A 17,315-nucleotide genomic window follows, 5' to 3' on the forward strand; every position below is an offset into this window, starting at 1 on the left:
AGGGAATGGCTTCGGCTTTCGTTTCGGGGTTAGAAAAGCGTGCCTTGCTCGCCTCCGCCTACGGGCGCGAGCAAGGCCGGATCGTCGTTGGCGACGTTGCCGACGCGGCGGTCGACCTCGTAAGCCGTCATTTCGCCGGCCGGATAAGGTGCAAGCAGCGGAAGGAGCGGGCCGGGATCCTGGATGCGGCGATCCAGCCAGCGCGCTTCGTCCTCCGGGCGCAGGATGACCGGCATCCGGTCGTGGATGTCCGCCATCAGCGCGTTCGGCGACGTCGTCAGCACCGCGCACGTATGCAGCTTGGCGCCGTCCGGCCCGACCCACGTTTCGTAAAGCGCCGCGAGGCTGAACAAGCCGCCGCCGCGCAAGGTGATGCGCATCGGACGCTTGCCTCCGTCCGCCGTTCTCTGCCATTCGTAAAAGCCGTCCGCCGGAATGAGGCAGCGCTTGGTCCGGAGCGCGCTGCGGAAAGCCGGACGCTCCAGCGCCGTCTCGGACCGGGCGTTGATCATCTTGTAGCCGATCTTCGGATCGTCGGCCCATGGAGGGACGAGGCCCCACTTGAGCTCGCCCAGCCGGTTCCGCCGCCCGTCGCTTACGATGGCGGGGACGAGCTGTCCCGGCGCCACGTTGTAGCGGGGGCCGTAGTAGGACGAAGACGCCTCGTCTAGAAAGTAGTGCGCGATCAGCTCCTCCAGCAGCACCGTGATCGTATAACGTCCGCACATGGCGATTCCTCCTTTTCCGCGGCCCGCCGCCGAGCCCGTCCTTTTCTCCATTATACCGCAAACCGGACCGCTGGCGGACCGCTGGCGGAGGTGATGGAAAAAGGGGACGAACCGGAATATTTTGACCCTTGCACGGGAACAATTGTTCGTATTAAAATAAGAACAAACGTTCGATACCAAGGGAGGCGACCTTCATGCCGTTGAGCACCGATATGCGCGGCTGGAGCAGCGCGATGAACAGCATGAGACCGGGCGAAGTCCCGGAGCGGGAGAGGCCGTCCGCCCTGGCGGCAGCCGGCCGGATCCGCGCGCGGCGGGTGATGCGCCATGGCGTCTGAGCGAAGCATTTTCCTCATCGACGGCCAGTCGTTCTACGCGTCGGTCGAGAAGGCGGCACGCCCCGATCTGCGCGACAAGCCGGTGGCCGTCGGCGATCCCGCCCGCAAGTCGGGCATCATCCTGGCGGCTTGCCCGATCGCGAAGGCCCGCGGCGTCACGACGGCGGAGCGGGTTGGGGAGGCGCTCGCCAAGTGCCCCGATCTCGTTGTCATTCGTCCGCGGATGCAGACATACATTTCCATTTCCTTGCTGATCACCGAGATTTACGAGTCCGTGACGGACCAAGTCGAGCCCTACAGCATCGACGAGCAGTTCCTCGACATTACCGGCTCCATCTCCTCCTACGGCTCTCCTGAAGAGATTGCCCGCCAGCTGCAGACCCATGTCCATGTGGCGACGGGGGTGTGGTCCCGCGTCGGGATCGGCCCGACGAAGATTTTGGCGAAGATGGCGACGGACAACTTCGCGAAGAAGCGGCCCGAAGGCATTTTCGCCCTCACTTTCGACCGGCTGGAGGAGGATCTGTGGCCGCTTCCGGTGCACCAGATGTTCATGGTCGGCTCCCGGATGACGCGCCACTTTACGCGGATGGGGCTCACCCGGATCGGGGACATCGCCCGCCTGGAGCTCGGCGAGTTCAAGCGGCGCATGCGCCATGAGATGCGCAAGCAGAGCGACATCCAGGCCGAATATTACTGGCAGACGGCACGGGGTATCGATCCGAGCCCGGTCGTGCCCGGCATTCGCAACAAGCTGAAGTCCATCGGCCACGGCAAGGCGTTGCGCAGCCAGCTGTACCGCAAGCTCGAGGACATCGAGGTGGTGCTGCTGGAGCTGGTGGTGGAGGTGTGCCGCCGCAGCCGGCGCCACGGGTATATGGGACGCGTCGTCTCCGTGGCCGCGGCCGGGACGGACGGAGAACGCTCGTCCTGGTTCAGCCGCCAGACGACGCTGCCCCACCCCAGCTCGCTGACGCACGAGGTCGCCGCCGCCGTGCACAAGCTGTTCGTCGAGCATTGGACGGGGCTGCCCGTCGGCAGGTTGAGCGTCACGCTGACGGAGCTGTCGGACGACGACGTGTTCCAGCTGACCTTGTTCGAGGACCGCGCCGCCGCGTACCGCATCGAGCGGGCGGCCGACAAGATCAAGGACCGTTACGGGAGCGACGCCCTCATGCGCGCGTCCTCGCTGCTCGAGTCCGGCGTCGCCCGCGAGCGGGCGGCGCAGATCGGGGGTCACTACAAGTGAACAAACTCCAGGGAAACGGACGCTGGCAGTCGAAGATGCTGCTTACGGAGCACCAGGAGCAGTACGAAGGGCGGGGCGATCCGGTCAAGAAGAGCGGCCATCCGACGCCCGAGGAGCTGACGCTGATCCGCGATTACGTGCTGCTGCCGCATATGATGACGATGGTGCAGAAGGGGATCGACGACATGCGGAATTCCACAGGGGTTCTGAAGCGGCTGTATCTGCTGTCCGCCCAGGTGCTCATGAACCGCATCAGCCGCGACCTGTACGAACTGCGCCGAGAGCTGAGCCGGCGGAGCATCCGCATCGTCGGCGACGAGCAGGTGGACCTGATCGTATATCACCGCTTCGTCTGCCGGGGCTACGAGGAGCGTCTCGGCATCGTCCGCGAGGTAATGCGGGCGGAGATCAGCGTCCGGATGGCCAAATACATGGGCGAGATTTCGAAGCTGCTCCAGGAGCAGCAGCCCTCCACCTGACCGGGAGACACGGGTGAAGAGAGGCGCCGAGAAGGCGTTAAGGGATGTGAGAGATAGAGGGCAGCCGGGCAAGTTGCGGCCTGCGCGGTATGTGCGCGGCGTTTGGACGGAGCGCATGGCTGGGCGTCGGGCTTCTGCGTCGATATGCAGGGCCTCGGCTACGAGAGGGCGTTCGTGGTGCTCGCCGGTATCGCGGAAGCGAAGGGGCTGTCCCCAGGTCGTGAAGACCTGGGGACAGCCCCTTCTTGATGCTGAGGATCCAATTGTGTGCAGGACTCCTACATGGGCGGAAACGGCGGGTTAAGCGTCAAAGAAGGGGTCCAGGACTCCTACATGCGCGGAAACGACGGGTCGAGCGTGAAAAGAGGGAGTCCTGGACTCCTACGTGCGGCGGAAATGGCGGGGGGCGAACCCCGAAACCCGAGCGCGGGCTGTCCGAGGGGAGTCCGCGCTCCTGCGGTCATGAGACACGGCGCGGCACCGCGCGTACCGCGAGGATGCGGTCGACGTCGAACGAGCGGGGGGCTCGTTTGTCCAGATCCCACCCCAGCACCCGGCCATCCCGGATTTGGCGCACTTGAATGACACGCTGCGTAATTTGTCCTTGGCGATCCAGATAGATCATCTCGACGGTCCTGCCGATATAGCGCTCCGGCATGGCTTCGCCTCCTCCCGACACGGGAACGTTTGTTCTTCTATTTTACTACGAACAATTGTTCCCCTACAAGCGAGAAAACATACCTGCTCCGCCCTATTCTGGAGCGAAAACGGCGCTCTGTCGCGCGCGTAGGGGAGGAGCTCCCACGTTTGGCCGCAACTTGAACTCACGCCCCGCCGCTTGGCCCTTCGTCCATCCGGCCCGTCCCATCCAACTCCGCCGTTTGGCCCTTCCGCGTGGGCGCCGGGGGTAGACAGCGCGGAAACTTCTGCTATAATGAGAATCGATATCAAAGACCACTGCAAACGACAACCGAACAAACCCCGGGGGAGCTGGATAAGGCCGGCTGAGAGTGCATCCCGTTCGACGATGCAGACCCTTGTACCTGATCTGGTTAATGCCAGCGTAGGAAGGCGGGAACGCGAATTGATTTCGCGTTATTTTGTCCATGCTTGTATTTGGACGCCCTCCGTTCCGGGGGGCGTTTTTCATTGTTGGACTCGGCAGGGCGAACAGAAAGGGAGAGGCACATGGCAGGACAAGCAAAAGCGTGGCGTAACAAAGGGGTGGCGGCGCTGGCCGCGGTGCTCCTCTTGGCGGGCTGCGGCGGGAACGGCGGCGGCAACGGCGCGGACGGCTCCCCGGCCGCTTCGCCGAGCGCTCCGGCTTCCGGCGAGGGTTCGCCGGCGGGCGTCCCGGACTTGGGCAAGGTCAAGGTCGTCCTGGATTGGACGCCGAACACGAACCACACGGGGCTGTACGTGGCGGAGGTCCAGGGCTTGTGGAAAAAGCGCGGGCTCGACGTCGAGATCGTCCAGCCGCCGGAGAGCGGCGCCGATCAGATGGTGGCGAGCGGCGCGGCGGAGTTCGGCGTAGGCGCGCAGGAGGGACTGACGCTGGCTCGCGAGCAGGACATTCCGATCGTCTCGTTGGCGGCGATCATTCAGCACAATACGTCGGGCTTCGCTTCCCCGGCGGACAAGAACATCAAGGAGCCGAAGGACTTCGAAGGCCGCGCATACGGCGGCTGGGGCTCTCCCGCGGAAGAGGCCGTCATCGGTTCGATGATGAAGGGGCAGGGCGGGGACGCGAAAAAAGTGAAGTTCGTCAATGCGGGAACCGCCGACTTTTTCACCGCGATCCAAAAGGACATCGACTTCGAGTGGATCTTCTACGCATGGACCGGCATCGAGGCCGAGCAGCGCGGCATCCAGCTGAACATGGTCTACCTGTCCGACTACGACAAGCGGCTCGACTACTATACGCCGGTGCTGACGACGAGCGAGAAGATGATCCAAAGCAAGCCCGACGTCGTGCGGGCGTTCGTCGAAGGCGCATCCGAAGGCTACGAGTACGCGATCGACCACCCGGACGAATCCGCCGATATTCTCCTGAAGGCGAACCCCGATCTGAACGCGGACCTCGTCAAGGCGAGCCAGAAGTGGCTGAGCCCGAAGTACAAAGACGACGCGCCGCGCTGGGGCGAGCAGAAACGGGACGTCTGGTCCGGGTACGCCGAGTTTCTGAAGGAGAACGGCCTGTTGAAAAAAGAGCTCGACTACGACGCGATGTTCACCAACGAATTTCTGCCGCGGTAAGGCGGCGAGGTCCGGGCCGGGCATCCGCGCCCGGTCCGGCGTTCCGATTCCGAGAGAGGATGTGTTTTTCATGGCGCAAGCCCTGTTAAGCGTGCAAATATTACCCAAAGCGGCGAAACCCGGCGACGATACGCATTTGTATGTCGACCGCGCGATCGAGATCATCAAGGCGTCCGGCGTCCCGTACCGCGTCGGACCGTTGGAGACGACGATGGAAGGCGATCTGGACCGTCTCCTGGACGTTCTGAAAGAAATGAATCTCGCCATGTTCGAACTGGGCAGCCCGTCCGTCCTGTCCCAGGTCAAGCTCCTCGTCGACGGGGGAGACGGGGCGTCGATGGCGCACCTCCTGCGCAAGTATCCCGATGGCCGGTAGTTTCTGGCGCAGGGCGCTGCTGCCGCTTGGCACGCTGGTCGGGCTCATCTTGCTCTGGCAGGCATGCTGCATGATTTTTCGCATCGCGCCCTACACGCTGCCCCAGCCCTGGGATATCGCCCGGCGCATGGCCGAGGACGGACCGCGCCTGCTCGATCAGACCTGGTCGACGCTGCGGCTCGCGCTGAAGGGCATCGGGCTCGGGATCGCCTTCGGGGTCGTTTCGGCCGTCCTCTTTCATCTCATTCCCGGCGTCCGCGCGGCCTTGTCCCCGATCATCATCATCACGCAGAACATCCCGCTCATCGCGCTCGGGCCGCTGCTCATCATCTGGTTCGGCTTCGGCATTCTGCCGAAGCTGATCCTGCTTGCGCTCGTCTGCTATTTCCCGATCGCCTGGTCGATGCTGGCCGGGCTGGGGCAGGCGGCCCCGCATCTGCGGGAGTACCTCGCCATGATCGGCGCGAGCCGCTTCGAGGTGCTTCGGCGGCTGGAGCTGCCCGCCTCGCTGCCGTATTTGTTTTCCGGCCTGAAGATCACGGCCACGTACAGCATCACGGCGGCGATCGTCGCGGAATGGCTGGGCGCGAGCGAAGGGATCGGGCACTATCTCGTTCTGAAATCCAAGGGCTACGACACGACGGGCGTCTTTGCGGCGATCGTCTGCATCGTGACGCTGAGCCTGGCGTTTTACGGGCTCGCGGTGCTGCTGGAGCGGTTCGCGATCCGCTGGCGCCCGGAGCGGGCGACGGCGGCGGAAGGAGGAAAAGCGTCATGAGCGACGGCGCAAGCCGGGCGAAGCTGCGCCTGGAGAACATTTCGAAGAGCTACGTCCGCAAAGGACGGCGCTTCCTCGTGCTGGACGATCTCTCGCTGACCGTCGGCGAAGGCGAATTCGTGACACTGCTCGGTCCTTCGGGCAGCGGCAAGTCGACGCTGTTCCGCCTGATCGGAGGCGTCGAGCGGCCCGATGCGGGGCGCGTCTACCTGGACGGCGCCGACACGACCGGCCGCCGCGGCCAGATCAGCTACATGCCGCAGCAGGCGTCGCTATTCCCCTGGATGTCGGTCGCGGCCAACATTTCTTCCGCGCTCGCGACAGCCGGCATCGAGCGCCGCCGGGCGGCCGCGCTGGCCGAGGAGTGGCTCGGGCGGGTTGGCCTCGGGGACGTCGCCGGCGCCTATCCGCACGTGCTGTCCGGCGGCATGCAGCAGCGGGTGTCGTTTTTGCGGGCGCTGCTCATGCCGCGAGGCGTCATGTGCCTCGACGAGCCGTTCGCGGCGCTGGACGCGCTGACCCGAGCGGACATGCAGGCCTGGCTGTTGCAGTTGTGGGAGGAGGAGCGCCGCTCCGTGCTGTTCGTTACGCACAGCATCGAGGAGGCGCTGACGCTTTCGGATCGCATCTACGTGCTGTCCCCGGCGCCCGCGCGCGTGCTGCGGGAAATCCGGGTGCCGTTCCCCCGCCCGAGACGGCAGGAGGTATGGACGGAACCGGCCTTCGTCTCGCTGAAGCAGGAAGTGCTCGAATTACTGTCGCAAAGGGGAGCGGCGCATGGCGTATGACGCGCATTTGCATCTGGACGGCTATCCCGAGGCGCGGCGGGACGCGCTGCTCGGCGAAGCGTTCGCCGGCGGCGTCGCGGGCGTGGTCGCCGTCTCCATGGACGTCGCCTCATGCGAGGTCAACCGCGCGTGGGCGCGCCGCTATCCGGGCCGAGTGATGCCCGCCTACGGCCATCATCCGGAGCAGCCTCCGCTTGGCGAGGCGGCGCTGGCGGCGCTGTGCGACTGGATTCGGGCGCGCGCCGCGGACGGGGAGCCGTTCGCCGTCGGCGAGGTAGGGTTACCCTATTATACGCGGACCGAAGCCGAGGCGAAGGGCGAGCCGTTTGACGAGACGCCGTATGCGCGGCAATTGGACCGCTTCGTTGCGCTGGCGGCGGAGCTGGACCGGCCGATCGCGCTGCACGCCGTGTACGAGGACGCGGGCAAAGCGCTCGACCTGCTCGAGCGCCGCGGCATCCGGCGGGCGCACTTTCACTGGTTCAAAGGCGACTCGCGGACGGTCGACCGGATCGTCGCGAACGGCTACTGCCTCTCGCTGACGCCGGACGTCCGGTACGAACCGGAAATCCGGGCGCTCGCCGCCGCCGTGCCGCTCGAACGGCTCATGGCGGAAACCGACGGGCCGTGGCCGTTCGAGGGGCCGTACGCCGGCCGGGAGACCCATCCGCTCATGGCGGCGGACGTCGCCGCGGAAATCGCACGGCTGCGCGGCCTGGCGCCGGAGGCGGTTGCCCGGATCCTCGACGCGAACACGCGAAGCTTTTACGGATTTTAAAGCCAAGTAAAAACGGCTCCGCCGCCTTCGAGGAAGATGGCGGCACGTTTTTATCGGAGGTCATAGACAGAATTGGATAGGGGCAAAACTTATACATGCTGTATGACAAATAAAAGGCTGTCCGCCGGAAGGAGCATTCCTTCGCGGCCGGACAGCCTTTTGCTTTTCTCGCGCCGGCGAGCCGGCCAAACCCGTTTCCGCTCTCTCAGCCGTGATAGCTGCCGAGCGGCTCGTTCAGTACCCATTCGAGCAGGAGCAGTTGCTCGTCCAGCCGGTCGGCCTGCGCCTGCAGCCGCGCCTGCTCCGCCGGGTCGCTCGATTCGGAACGCTTCGCGTTCAGCGTTTCCCTCCGGGCGGCCAATTCGTTGATCTTGCGCTTAACCTGGTCGGCGGTTCTCACCAAGATGCATCTCCTTTCCTTCCTGGTGCCGCAGCGAACGTCAACGGCGTGCGCCGGCGCGCAGGACGTAGACGTAGTAACCGACGTAATAGGCGACCATCACGAAGAAGATGCCGGCCGTCCACGGGTCCCGCGCAAACTGCTGGGCCTGGGCCGGATCGTTCGAGGCTGCGGCGTCGAAGCCGCTCGCCAGAAACAAAAAGCGGTAGGCGAGCCGTCCGATGAGCAGGGCGATGACGATGGACTCGATGACGATGTGCGTCCGGTAATGCAGCTCCCCGTTCCGCGTCTCGAAGCGGCTGTGCCGAACGGCGAACCACGCGAGGATGCCGCCGCAGGCGATGCCGAGCGCGTCCGCGGCGAGCACGACGGGATGGACGAAGCCGAGCGACAGCAGCAGCAGGCCGATCGCCGAGAAGATGCCGATCCGCACCCGCAGGCGCCGTGGCCGATACGGCTGAAATCCGACCGTGCGGCGTATGCGCCGGTACATCAATAGCAAAATCAGTGCCGAAGGAATAAGCGCTTGCCCGAGGTGATGCATGAATCCCGTTCCTTTCTCCAACGATGAGATTGGCTCTAGTGTACCATAAACGGGAACGGAAGGAACGGCCCCGCGGACAAGTCGGACGGGTTCCGATTGGCTCCCGCTTCGCGAAAGGCGTATAGTAGGGGGGCAGGGCCGCTCGCGAGAGCGGCTGTTCAGCGATGAAAAACGGGAGCGAAGGAGGACTGAGGACTTATCGTCGAGTTGGAATGGCTGCTGCGGGTCGTCGTCGCGGGCTTGTGCGGCGCGTGGATCGGGTACGAGCGCAAAAATCGGATGAAGGAAGCGGGCATCAAAACGCACTTCATCGTCGGCACGGGAGCCGCCCTCATGATGGTCATCTCGAAGTACGGCTTTCGGGATCAGATCGGCTGGGAGAACCTCACGCTCGATCCTTCGCGGGTCGCGGCCCAGGTCGTCAGCGGCGTCGGTTTTTTGGGCGCGGGGATGATCTTCCTGCAAAAGCAAACCGTCAAAGGGCTGACCACGGCGGCGGGCGTCTGGGCGACGGCCGGCATGGGGATGGCGGTCGGCTCCGGACTGTACGTGATCGGGATCGGTGCGACGCTGCTCATCCTTTCCGCGCAGACGCTGCTGCACCGGGGCTGGCGCGGGCTGCGGACGCCAAAGGCGGAGCAGTTCTCCATTCGTTTGAGCGAAGAACCGGGAGCGATGGGCGACCTGATGGCGCTGCTCAAGGGACAGGGAATCTCGATCCTCGCCTTCCACGCGGAACAGGGGGAAGCGGGCGAGATGGCGCTCGATCTCAACGTCAAGCTGCCGTCGGGCTATGGGCTCGACGACTGGCTGACGGCCGTCCGGCAGGCGCCGTATATCCGTTCGGTCGAGACGAGCTAGCGGCTGCCCGGGAACGCGGAAGAAAGTCGCATATCATGAAGGCGGTTGCATAAAATGGTACGACAAAGGGCCCGGTCCGGGCGAACGCTTGTCCGATCCGGGCGCTCTCGCCATATCGTCCCGAAAACGCAAGTAAAAATGACGCGCAAAACCGCCGGTTTTCCGGCGGCTGCGGGGAATGGCGCGATGGCGGGCGGCGGCGAGTCAACGCTTGGCATGCGGCTTGTCCCGGGACTCTTGCTTCAGCATCTCCGCCACTTCGACGACCAGGTAGGCCAAATAGTTCCGGAGCGAAAGGCGTTGCTGTTTCATCCGTCATCACACCTCCTTATTTGATGTGACTATCCGTACCCTTTTTTACCCAAAAAGCTGGAAAAATGAAACGGTTCTCATCGAAACGCGCGCTTATTTCCTTCCAAAGCCCCTTGCGCGGACCGCGCGACCCAGAGGAAGCAGTCGTTTCCCTATGGCCATTTGGCAAAAAAAGCGGGCGGCGGGGCAGGGCGGGCGTCCCGTGTTTCACGGAAACGCATCGGTTGGTAAACCTTAGGAAAGGCTAGCGAGCCGGCGCCCGCTGCCGCAAAGGGAGGGAACGAGAATGGCGCAACGAGAAGGCAGTGCGTTCGGAGGCATGATTTACGGTCTGTTGTTCGCGGTTCCGGTATGGTCCCTGGTGGCTCTGGCGATCTACTACTGGCATTGACTCCGCGCGATCCCGATTTTGCCGCCGATCTTCGCGAAACGCGCATAAAAGAAGATCGCCCCCCGCATACTAGGGTGGCAAATCGTGGAGGTGATAATCATGGCAAACGATCGCAACTCAAACCAACTCGTCGTTCAACAAGCAAAAGCGGCGCTGGAGCAGCTGAAGTACGAAGCCGCCCAAGAGCTGGGCATCACCATCCCGCAAGACGGCTACTACGGCAACATGATCACGCGCGATACCGGCCGCATCGGGGGTAACATCACCCGCCGCCTGGTACAGATCGCCGAGCAACAGCTCGCAGGACGTCCATAACCGCAAGAAAGCCCGTTCGGATTCGTAAGATGCACCCCTTAGAATCGACATTGGAGGAGCCCCTGGTGATTCCGATGAATTCTGCGGGGTGCATTTTTATGGCGAGAAGGGAAGAACGAGCACCGGTTATCCACAGGTTGGCTGTGCAGAAATCGGCTTCGATGTGCATATTGACACCGGCTTGACGCCGGTTTTACTGCGGCTTTACAAGTCCGTTGCGAAACGGCTTTCGTCCGCCCAAAAAAAATCGAGCCCCGTCTCGCGACGAGGCCCTTCATGGGAGAGGAGAAACCGGACGAAGAGCTTATGGGGAAACGTAAGTCTTCTCCGCGGTTGTCCCCGACGCCTCTCGGCGCCGGTACTATCAGTGTGGCCGGGCGGAGCGGAAATATACGTGGCCGGAGAAAAAAATTGGAACACGCCGGCGGATTTGTCGAAGGGGCGCTTTTGCGGGCACCGGGAATGTGGTAACATAGCACCATCGAAAAAAGCGGCGGGCGGCGGCCTGCCGCCGTCTATGCGACAGAAGGATGACGGCAGATGAGAGTCATATCCGGAGACGCCCGGGGGCGACCGCTGAAGGCGGTTCCCGGACAGTCGACGCGTCCGACGACGGACAAAGTAAAAGAAGCGCTGTTCAGCATGATCGGGCCGTACTTCGGCGGAGAGCGGGTGCTCGACCTGTTCGCGGGCACGGGCGGGCTCGGTATCGAAGCGCTGAGCCGAGGCGCGGGCGAAGCGGTCTTCATCGACGCCCATCCGCGCAGCATCGAGGTCGTGCGAGCCAATCTGGCGGCGACGCGCCTTGCGGACAAGGCGCGGGTGTACCGCAACGACGCCAAGAAGGCGATTCGGCTGCTCGAGCAAAAGGGCGAAGCGGCGTTCGACTTGATCTTCCTCGATCCGCCGTACGCGCAGAAGGATTGCGACGCGCTGCTGCTCGAGCTCCTGGAACGCGGCCTCGCGGCGCCGGACGCGGTGGCCGTCATCGAGCACGAAACCGGCTTCGACTACGGGGACCGCATCGGCCCGTTCGAACGCCGCCGTCACGCCCAATACGGCGAGACGGCAATATCCATCTACCGGCAGGAGGTAACCGAATGACCCCCCCATCCGCCCGCGCCGACGGCGAACGCCGGATCGCGGTATATCCCGGCAGCTTCGATCCGGTGACCTTCGGCCATCTGGACATTATCCGCCGCGCGGCCAAGCAGTTCGACACGCTGATCGTCGCCGTGCTGAACAATTTGACGAAAAGCCCGCTCTTCTCGGTGGAGGAACGGACCGGGCTGCTCCGGGAAGTGACCAAGGATCTGCCGAACGTGGAGATCGACAGCTTCCGCGATCTGCTCGTCCGCTACATGCGTTCGCGCAACGCCCAAGTCAGCGTGCGGGGCATCCGATCCGTCACGGACTTCGAGTACGAGCTGCAGATGGCCTCGACGAACCGGCAGCTCGACGAGGGCATCGAGACGATCTTCATGATGACGAATCCGAAATATTCGTATCTCAGCTCCAGCATCGTCAAGGAAATCGCCAAGTTCGACGGCGCCGTGTCGGATCTCGTGCCGCCCGCAGTCGAGGCGGCGCTGCGGCGCAAGTTCGCCGCGAAGCGCTGAGCGGTTCGCCGGACAACCGATGCGAACGGCAAAGAGGGCTGCCCGAAGCGCGAAAGACGCGTGCTTCGGGCAGCCCTCTTCGTCATGCGTCGCGCGGCTAGTCGGTCGGGGGCGGAGGCTTGCGTCCGGCGCCCCCGTCCCGCTTGCCGGCGGGGCGGATCGTCGCGGCGAGCAGCGCCAGCAGGACGAAGCCGGCCAGACAGGCGAGCGAGGCGAGCGTCGTCTCGGAGAGCAGGGCAAGGCCGCCGGGCAGTGGACTGTCCGCGCCGCGGGCCGCCCCCGCGAACGCGGGCAGCGGCAGGAGGTGGCCGTAGCGCGCGGCGGCGAGCGCGAGCGGATAGGTGAAGGCGACGGCGAACGCCGCGTGCAGCAGTCGTCCGGCGACAAAGCGGCCCCACGGGAAGGGGGCGCCGGCGCCGAACGCGGCCCGCGCCTGAAGCAGGCCGCTCCAGCCGCTCCAGGCGAGGACGGCCGCGAGCAGCACCGCCGCATGGGCGGGGGCCGCCTCGAACAAGGCGGATCGGCTCGCGGCGTAGGCGCCGAGATGGATTTCGTAGAGGCCCGGTATGGTGAGCCACGCGTCGGTGCCGGGGAAAAACAGCTGCAGCATGCGCAGCAGCACCGCGCTCATCATGATGAGTCCGCCGATCGCGAACAGCGTCGTCACGGCGTGGGTGACCGCGTCCGCGATCTGCTTGCCGAACGGCCGCCCGTCCTGCGCCCGAGCTTCGCGGAAGACGCGGAACGCGCGGCGCAGCAGGGCGCGCGGCTCGCCGGCGGCCGGCATAGACGGCGCAGGGGGCGAGCTTCCGCCGACGATCCGGGCCCACAGAGCCCCGGCCGCGAGCGCGGACAGCCAGAGGCCCCCCGCGATGGCCCAGCCGTAGACGGGCGCCAGGAGGAGGGCCCCGCCGATCACGACGACGAGGAGGAACGGGTTCGGCAGGTGCGAGACGAGCAGCAGCGTGTCCACGTCGCGCTCCCGCACGAGCCCCTGCTCGCGCAGGCGGGCCGTCTCCTTCGCGCCGGCCGGCATGCCCGCCGACCAGCCGAAGGCGATGACCCAGCCTGCGGCGCCGGGTAGGCGAAGCAGCCGGCGGGTGAGCGGTTCGCCGAGCGTGGCGAGACCGTGAAGCATGCCCGAGGCGGCGAGCAGCTCGGCCAGCATGAGGGGGGCCAGCAAGCCGGGGAAAACGGTTTTCCACCAGAGCTGCAGCCCCGCGAGCGAGGCGCGGAACGCTTCGCCGGGCGATTTCACGATGCCGACCACGAGCGCCAGCGCACAGGCGCCGAGCGCGACGGACAGCAAGGCGGAGCTTCTGCGGCTCCGGAGTTCGGTCATTTCGTCATCTCCTTCGGTCCTGCCGATCGCGCGGTTTTGGCCGAGCGCGGTCGTCCTTCCCGCGCGGGGTGGGCGAAGTCCGTTTATCAAACTGTACGCGGACGAGCGCGGCGATAGACCAACCTTGTCCGAGGCGCGCGAGCGGGAGAACGGCGGCGATCTTGAAGGACGGGCGGCTGTCGGCGGGACCGACAAGCGCAGGGGTGGCGCGACTACGGGAGATGGATTACGATAAGAATCGAGAAACGGAGGAGGGAACGGAGTGGACATGTTCGTATGCGAGATTTGCGGGGTGCAGTATCCGCCGTCCGAGGAACCGCCCGTCCGCTGTCTCATCTGCGACGAAGAGAGACAGTATGTGCCGGAGACGGGTCCCGCCTGGACGACGCTCGAGGCGATGCGGGCGAGCGGGGTGTACCGGAACGCGTTCGAGCAGGACGAGGAAGGGTTGGTCAGCATCGTTACCGAGCCGGGCTTCGGCATCGGCCAGACCGCTTATTTGATCGAAGACCGCGGCTACCGCTTGCTTTGGGACTGCATTACTTATTTGGACGACGACACGGTGGCGGAAGTCCGGCGGCTAGGCGGGATCGACGCCATCGCTATGTCCCACCCGCACTATTATTCCGCGCAGGCGGAGTGGGCGGAGACGTTCGGCGTCCCGCTTTACATTCACGAAGACGACCGGGAATGGGTCGTGCGCCCGGGTCCGCACGTCCGGTTCTGGTCCGGAGACAGCTGCAAGCTGTCCGACGGCTTGACGCTGCATCGGCTGGGCGGCCATTTCCGGGGCGGCGCGGTGCTGCATTGGAGCGGCGGCGCGGAGGGGGCGGGCGTCCTGCTGAGCGGAGATATCCTCCAAGTCGCAGCCGACCGGCGCTGGGTGAGCTTCATGTACAGCTACCCCAACCTGATTCCGCTGCCGGCCGCTACCGTCGCGCGGATGGCCGAGCAGGTTCGGCCGCTCCCGTTCGAACGGCTCTACAACGCGTTCCACCGCGTCGTGCGGCGGGATGCCGACGCGGCGGTGCAGCGGTCCGCGGAGCGGTATATTCGGGCGCTGCAAGGGGAGTTGTTCCGGACGTGATGCTTCATTGAAAAAAGCGCAAGGCCGGGAGGGTGCTCCCGGCCTTGCGCCATTGACAAGGTGTCGCCGTCGATGCGCGCCTGATTCCCCGCAGTTCAGAGCGCGACTAGAGACGCAACGGTGGGTGTGTGTAGTCGCGCCAGGCGGCATCCGGATCGGGGACGGGAAAGGCGGCGGCATAAACGGCGCCCGCCCGCGCGTCCAGGTCCAGGTAGGGCCAGCTGCCGGCCGCCGCCGAGTGGACGACGGGGACCGCGGCGTCTCGCTTCATGCGGCGGAGCAGCGCCTGGCCGGCGTCGGTGAAGCCGAGCACCCGGATATAGGTCACGCCCGCCGCGAGCCGCTCGGGCGAGAGCTCCGCCTTGCCGTGTCCGAGCAGGATGCGCAGCAGCGTGCGCTGCAGCTTGGTGCGGGTGTACCGCTTCGTCTTCAACGCATCGAGCAGCGCCTCGATCCGCCAGTCGGGCAGACCGCGCAGGGAGGCGCGGATGCGATGCTCGAGGCCTTCGGTCACCTCGGCGAACGCGGACAGCGCCGCGGGCGACAGCGCGTGAAGCTGGTGAAAGAGCGGGCGCGCGAAATGCTCCCACGTAAGCGGGGCGCGCCCGGCCGCCGCTTCCCGGCGGAGGATGTCCAGCGTCGAGGGCGGCACGTAAGGCGCGAGCCCGTCCAGCGCGCCGCCGGCATCGGCGACCAGCTTCCGCAGGGCGGTGGCGCTGGCAATCGCGCCGTCCGTGATCGACGTTTGGCCGTATTCGGACTTCTCGCGGCGGATGGAGGCGGGGACGATGCGGCTGCCCAGCCGTCGCAGCGCCAGCAAATAGTGCAGGCCGAGCGTATGGTTCGGCTGGTCCAGCCCGAAGCCGGCGCCCGCCTCGTCGCCTTCGGCGGCGAGCAGCTCCCGGACCGCTTCCGCGTAGGCGGTAGGGTAGGGGCGGCCTTCCTTCAGTAGCTCGGCCAGCCGCCGCCTCAGCGCGTCCGGCTCGGTCGCGAGGCGGGCCGCGATGCGGTCCAGCGTCGCAAGGTCCCCGCTTTCGCTGCCGAAGCAGAGCGCGTCCACGACGCCGGTCGCCTCGAGGATGGCGACGGCGCCGTGCGCGAACCATTGGGCCGGCTGGGCGCTATAGGCGACCGGCAGCTCGAGCACGAGATCGCAGCCGGCGCGCAGCGCCATCTCCGCGCGGGCCCACTTGTCCGCGAGGGCGGGCTCGCCCCGCTGCAGGAAGTGGCCGCTCATAACCGCCACGACGGCGTCCGCTTCCGTTATTTTTCGCGATTGCTGTATATGATAGAGATGACCGTTGTGCAAAGGATTGTACTCGACGACGATGCCGACCGTGCGCATGGCAGAATCCCCCAAAAACGAGATGTCTTCACTATATCACGGCGGGACGGGCGGACGAAATGGCGTCGTGCGTACCGGGGGGCCGCAGGAGCGGCGAGCGTTTCGCCGGGAGGGAAAGGGGAGGGGGTGAACCTTTCTCGCAAAAGGAGTACAATGAAGCTTCAAAGGCTCGGGAGAACTTCGCAAGCGGGTTGCCCGGGACGTTCGCATCGCGATAACCGCCGAATCGGGTTAACGGGGCCTTAGTCGGGGACAAGTGAAGCGAGATCGCCGCCGAATCGGGTTAACGCCACGCCGATAATACCGAAACGGGCCGAGATAACCTTCCAATCGGGTTAACGGCGCCCTCAACCGAGGCGAAACAAGTCCAGATATCCGCCAAAACGGGTTAACGGCGTTCGCCCGTCCGAGCGCCGACAAGCGCCCGCTGCCTAGCGCCGTAAATTGTTGACAAAAGCCGCTCCGCATGGATATAATAAATTTTGTTTGTTTGGAGTGATAAATATGCTGCTAAACGTACAAGAGCTGGCCAATCGCAAGGAACCGGCCGTCCTGGAAGAGTCTATCGACGTGAACCCGTTGTTCGCGGAGACCCGCGACGTGACACCGCTTAGCCCCCTTCAAGCGAAGGTAACGGCGGTCGCGGCCGACGGCGTGGTGAACGTGACCGGGACGCTGACGGGCAAGCTGCAGCTGCTCTGCTCCCGCTGCCTGACGCCGCTTGAAGTCGAGTACGAGTTTCCTTACGGGGAAACGTTCAAGCACGTGTCGCAGGAGGTCGCGGACCGCGGCGAGCAGGACGACGAAGATTTCGTTCCGTTCCACGGCGAACGGCTCGAGCTCCGTCCGTATGTAGAGGAAGAGATGGTGCTCTCTCTGCCGCTTGCGCCGCTCTGCAAGGAAGATTGCAAGGGGCTTTGTCCGGACTGCGGCCAAAACCGCAACGAAACGGACTGCAAGTGCCAGCAGCAGAAGATCGACCCTCGGCTCGAAGCGCTCAAGGGCTGGAAGCCGGAGGCGTAACCGACTATCGAAAATGATCGCCGTTCAAGGCCGATTTCGTTTCGACTCTGATAAGGAGGTGGGAACATGGCAGTACCTTTTGGAAAAACATCGAAAGCCCGCAAGCACAAGCGCCGGACGCACTTCAAATTGGTGGTCCCGGGCATGGTGAAATGCGATCAATGCGGCGAGCTGAAGCTTGCGCACCGTGTTTGCAAAGTTTGCGGTACGTATAAATCCCGCGAAGTCATCAAGCAATAATCGAACAACGCGTCTAGGCGTGACCAGCGTCCCCGGCGCGTTTTTCTTTACGCTTTTTTGGCACCA

Annotated in this window: 21 protein-coding genes and 1 riboswitch; of the genes, 15 read left to right on the plus strand and 6 right to left on the minus strand. The window is 64.8% G+C overall.

What is annotated here, in order from left to right; genetic code table 11:
- Positions 1–29 precede the first annotated feature (29 nt).
- A complete protein-coding gene (locus tag LKX83_RS08085) occupies positions 30–728 on the minus strand; it encodes an SOS response-associated peptidase (protein ID WP_227881653.1) in 699 nt (232 codons plus the stop codon).
- A 194-nt stretch (positions 729–922) separates the two neighbouring features.
- On the opposite strand from LKX83_RS08085, the gene LKX83_RS08090 reads away from it, so the two are divergent.
- Genes LKX83_RS08090 through LKX83_RS08100 form a run of 3 tightly spaced genes read left to right on the plus strand, consistent with a single transcriptional unit; the run spans position 923 to position 2,794 of the window.
- Positions 923–1,066, plus strand: a complete 144-nt coding sequence (locus LKX83_RS08090) for a hypothetical protein (protein ID WP_227881654.1) — start codon at positions 923–925, stop codon at positions 1,064–1,066.
- Positions 1,056–2,315 (plus strand): DNA polymerase IV, encoded by a 1,260-nt coding sequence (locus LKX83_RS08095; protein ID WP_227881655.1) that lies wholly within the window; start codon positions 1,056–1,058, stop codon positions 2,313–2,315. Before LKX83_RS08090 ends, LKX83_RS08095 begins: the two co-directional genes overlap by 11 nt.
- Positions 2,312–2,794, plus strand: a complete 483-nt coding sequence (locus LKX83_RS08100; RefSeq protein WP_227881656.1) for a YhjD family protein — start codon at positions 2,312–2,314, stop codon at positions 2,792–2,794. The genes LKX83_RS08095 and LKX83_RS08100 overlap by 4 nt, the downstream gene beginning before the upstream one ends.
- Positions 2,795–3,254: 460 nt before the next feature.
- Here LKX83_RS08100 and LKX83_RS08105 read toward each other — a convergent pair whose 3' ends face one another.
- Positions 3,255–3,452, minus strand: a complete 198-nt coding sequence (locus tag LKX83_RS08105; RefSeq protein ID WP_227881657.1) for a WYL domain-containing protein — start codon at positions 3,450–3,452, stop codon at positions 3,255–3,257.
- A 315-nt stretch (positions 3,453–3,767) separates the two neighbouring features.
- Positions 3,768–3,881, plus strand: a riboswitch (TPP riboswitch).
- Positions 3,882–3,982: 101 nt separating this feature from the next.
- On the opposite strand from LKX83_RS08105, the gene LKX83_RS08110 reads away from it, so the two are divergent.
- From LKX83_RS08110 to LKX83_RS08130, 5 genes are all read left to right on the plus strand, one after another.
- A complete protein-coding gene (locus LKX83_RS08110; RefSeq protein WP_227881658.1) occupies positions 3,983–5,050 on the plus strand; it encodes an ABC transporter substrate-binding protein in 1,068 nt (355 codons plus the stop codon).
- Between the two features lie 70 nt (positions 5,051–5,120).
- Positions 5,121–5,426, plus strand: coding sequence for a thiamine-binding protein (locus LKX83_RS08115; RefSeq protein ID WP_227881659.1), 306 nt, complete (start codon positions 5,121–5,123; stop codon positions 5,424–5,426).
- On the plus strand, positions 5,416–6,204 hold the full coding sequence (locus LKX83_RS08120; RefSeq protein ID WP_227881660.1) for an ABC transporter permease: 789 nt from the start codon (positions 5,416–5,418) through the stop codon (positions 6,202–6,204). The genes LKX83_RS08115 and LKX83_RS08120 overlap by 11 nt, the downstream gene beginning before the upstream one ends.
- Positions 6,201–6,992: an ABC transporter ATP-binding protein gene (locus LKX83_RS08125; protein WP_227881661.1), complete on the plus strand. Its 792-nt coding sequence runs from the start codon at positions 6,201–6,203 to the stop codon at positions 6,990–6,992. The genes LKX83_RS08120 and LKX83_RS08125 overlap by 4 nt, the downstream gene beginning before the upstream one ends.
- A complete protein-coding gene (locus LKX83_RS08130; protein ID WP_227881662.1) occupies positions 6,982–7,770 on the plus strand; it encodes a TatD family hydrolase in 789 nt (262 codons plus the stop codon). The genes LKX83_RS08125 and LKX83_RS08130 overlap by 11 nt, the downstream gene beginning before the upstream one ends.
- A gap of 205 nt (positions 7,771–7,975) precedes the next feature.
- On the opposite strand, the gene LKX83_RS08135 is transcribed toward LKX83_RS08130, so the two are convergent.
- Together LKX83_RS08135 and LKX83_RS08140 are read right to left on the minus strand one after the other, a co-directional pair.
- Entirely contained in the window at positions 7,976–8,170 is a 195-nt protein-coding gene (locus LKX83_RS08135; protein ID WP_227881663.1) for a hypothetical protein, read from the minus strand.
- A gap of 40 nt (positions 8,171–8,210) precedes the next feature.
- Positions 8,211–8,714: a CcdC protein domain-containing protein gene (locus LKX83_RS08140; RefSeq protein ID WP_227881664.1), complete on the minus strand. Its 504-nt coding sequence runs from the start codon at positions 8,712–8,714 to the stop codon at positions 8,211–8,213.
- 198 nt (positions 8,715–8,912) lie between these two features.
- Between LKX83_RS08140 and LKX83_RS08145 the strand changes: the two genes are divergently transcribed.
- From LKX83_RS08145 to coaD, 4 genes are all read left to right on the plus strand, one after another.
- The gene (locus tag LKX83_RS08145) at positions 8,913–9,575 is read left to right on the plus strand and encodes an MgtC/SapB family protein (RefSeq protein ID WP_227881699.1); all 663 of its coding nucleotides are present in this window, start codon (positions 8,913–8,915) and stop codon (positions 9,573–9,575) included.
- Between the two features lie 802 nt (positions 9,576–10,377).
- A complete protein-coding gene (locus LKX83_RS08150; protein ID WP_227881665.1) occupies positions 10,378–10,593 on the plus strand; it encodes an alpha/beta-type small acid-soluble spore protein in 216 nt (71 codons plus the stop codon).
- Positions 10,594–11,133: 540 nt separating this feature from the next.
- On the plus strand, positions 11,134–11,697 hold the full coding sequence (gene rsmD, locus LKX83_RS08155) for a 16S rRNA (guanine(966)-N(2))-methyltransferase RsmD (protein WP_227881666.1): 564 nt from the start codon (positions 11,134–11,136) through the stop codon (positions 11,695–11,697).
- On the plus strand, positions 11,694–12,212 hold the full coding sequence (gene coaD, locus LKX83_RS08160) for a pantetheine-phosphate adenylyltransferase (protein WP_227881667.1): 519 nt from the start codon (positions 11,694–11,696) through the stop codon (positions 12,210–12,212). The genes rsmD and coaD overlap by 4 nt, the downstream gene beginning before the upstream one ends.
- 97 nt (positions 12,213–12,309) lie before the next feature.
- On the opposite strand, the gene LKX83_RS08165 is transcribed toward coaD, so the two are convergent.
- Entirely contained in the window at positions 12,310–13,644 is a 1,335-nt protein-coding gene (locus LKX83_RS08165; protein WP_227881668.1) for a nucleoside recognition domain-containing protein, read from the minus strand.
- A 172-nt stretch (positions 13,645–13,816) separates the two neighbouring features.
- On the opposite strand from LKX83_RS08165, the gene LKX83_RS08170 reads away from it, so the two are divergent.
- Positions 13,817–14,641, plus strand: coding sequence for an MBL fold metallo-hydrolase (locus LKX83_RS08170; RefSeq protein ID WP_227881669.1), 825 nt, complete (start codon positions 13,817–13,819; stop codon positions 14,639–14,641).
- Between the two features lie 106 nt (positions 14,642–14,747).
- On the opposite strand, the gene LKX83_RS08175 is transcribed toward LKX83_RS08170, so the two are convergent.
- Positions 14,748–15,986, minus strand: a complete 1,239-nt coding sequence (locus LKX83_RS08175) for a nucleotidyltransferase (protein ID WP_227881670.1) — start codon at positions 15,984–15,986, stop codon at positions 14,748–14,750.
- A 504-nt stretch (positions 15,987–16,490) separates the two neighbouring features.
- On the opposite strand from LKX83_RS08175, the gene LKX83_RS08180 reads away from it, so the two are divergent.
- Positions 16,491–17,009 carry a YceD family protein gene (locus LKX83_RS08180; RefSeq protein WP_227881671.1) on the plus strand — a complete coding sequence of 173 codons (519 nt, stop codon included), beginning with the start codon at positions 16,491–16,493 and terminating at the stop codon, positions 17,007–17,009.
- Between the two features lie 66 nt (positions 17,010–17,075).
- A complete protein-coding gene (gene rpmF / locus LKX83_RS08185; RefSeq protein WP_185673341.1) occupies positions 17,076–17,249 on the plus strand; it encodes a 50S ribosomal protein L32 in 174 nt (57 codons plus the stop codon).
- Positions 17,250–17,315 lie beyond the last annotated feature (66 nt).

Origin of the sequence: Cohnella baijiui, from assembly GCF_020731285.1 — a bacterium.
Classification (GTDB): Bacteria; Bacillota; Bacilli; order Paenibacillales; family Paenibacillaceae; genus Cohnella.

Bases quoted from the DNA above. Each gene is read 5' to 3' on its own strand.
- LKX83_RS08130 (WP_227881662.1), top strand. From the start codon at position 6,982: ATGGCGTATGACGCGCATTTGCATCTGGACGGCTATCCCGAGGCGCGG.
- LKX83_RS08125 (WP_227881661.1), top strand. From the start codon at position 6,201: ATGAGCGACGGCGCAAGCCGGGCGAAGCTGCGCCTGGAGAACATTTCG.
- rsmD (WP_227881666.1), top strand. From the start codon at position 11,134: ATGAGAGTCATATCCGGAGACGCCCGGGGGCGACCGCTGAAGGCGGTT.
- LKX83_RS08175 (WP_227881670.1), bottom strand. From the start codon at position 15,986: ATGCGCACGGTCGGCATCGTCGTCGAGTACAATCCTTTGCACAACGGT.
- LKX83_RS08085 (WP_227881653.1), bottom strand. From the start codon at position 728: ATGTGCGGACGTTATACGATCACGGTGCTGCTGGAGGAGCTGATCGCG.
- LKX83_RS08180 (WP_227881671.1), top strand. From the start codon at position 16,491: ATGCTGCTAAACGTACAAGAGCTGGCCAATCGCAAGGAACCGGCCGTC.
- LKX83_RS08095 (WP_227881655.1), top strand. From the start codon at position 1,056: ATGGCGTCTGAGCGAAGCATTTTCCTCATCGACGGCCAGTCGTTCTAC.
- LKX83_RS08090 (WP_227881654.1), top strand. From the start codon at position 923: ATGCCGTTGAGCACCGATATGCGCGGCTGGAGCAGCGCGATGAACAGC.
- LKX83_RS08105 (WP_227881657.1), bottom strand. From the start codon at position 3,452: ATGCCGGAGCGCTATATCGGCAGGACCGTCGAGATGATCTATCTGGAT.
- LKX83_RS08120 (WP_227881660.1), top strand. From the start codon at position 5,416: ATGGCCGGTAGTTTCTGGCGCAGGGCGCTGCTGCCGCTTGGCACGCTG.
- rpmF (WP_185673341.1), top strand. From the start codon at position 17,076: ATGGCAGTACCTTTTGGAAAAACATCGAAAGCCCGCAAGCACAAGCGC.
- LKX83_RS08150 (WP_227881665.1), top strand. From the start codon at position 10,378: ATGGCAAACGATCGCAACTCAAACCAACTCGTCGTTCAACAAGCAAAA.
- LKX83_RS08110 (WP_227881658.1), top strand. From the start codon at position 3,983: ATGGCAGGACAAGCAAAAGCGTGGCGTAACAAAGGGGTGGCGGCGCTG.
- LKX83_RS08140 (WP_227881664.1), bottom strand. From the start codon at position 8,714: ATGCATCACCTCGGGCAAGCGCTTATTCCTTCGGCACTGATTTTGCTA.
- LKX83_RS08115 (WP_227881659.1), top strand. From the start codon at position 5,121: ATGGCGCAAGCCCTGTTAAGCGTGCAAATATTACCCAAAGCGGCGAAA.
- coaD (WP_227881667.1), top strand. From the start codon at position 11,694: ATGACCCCCCCATCCGCCCGCGCCGACGGCGAACGCCGGATCGCGGTA.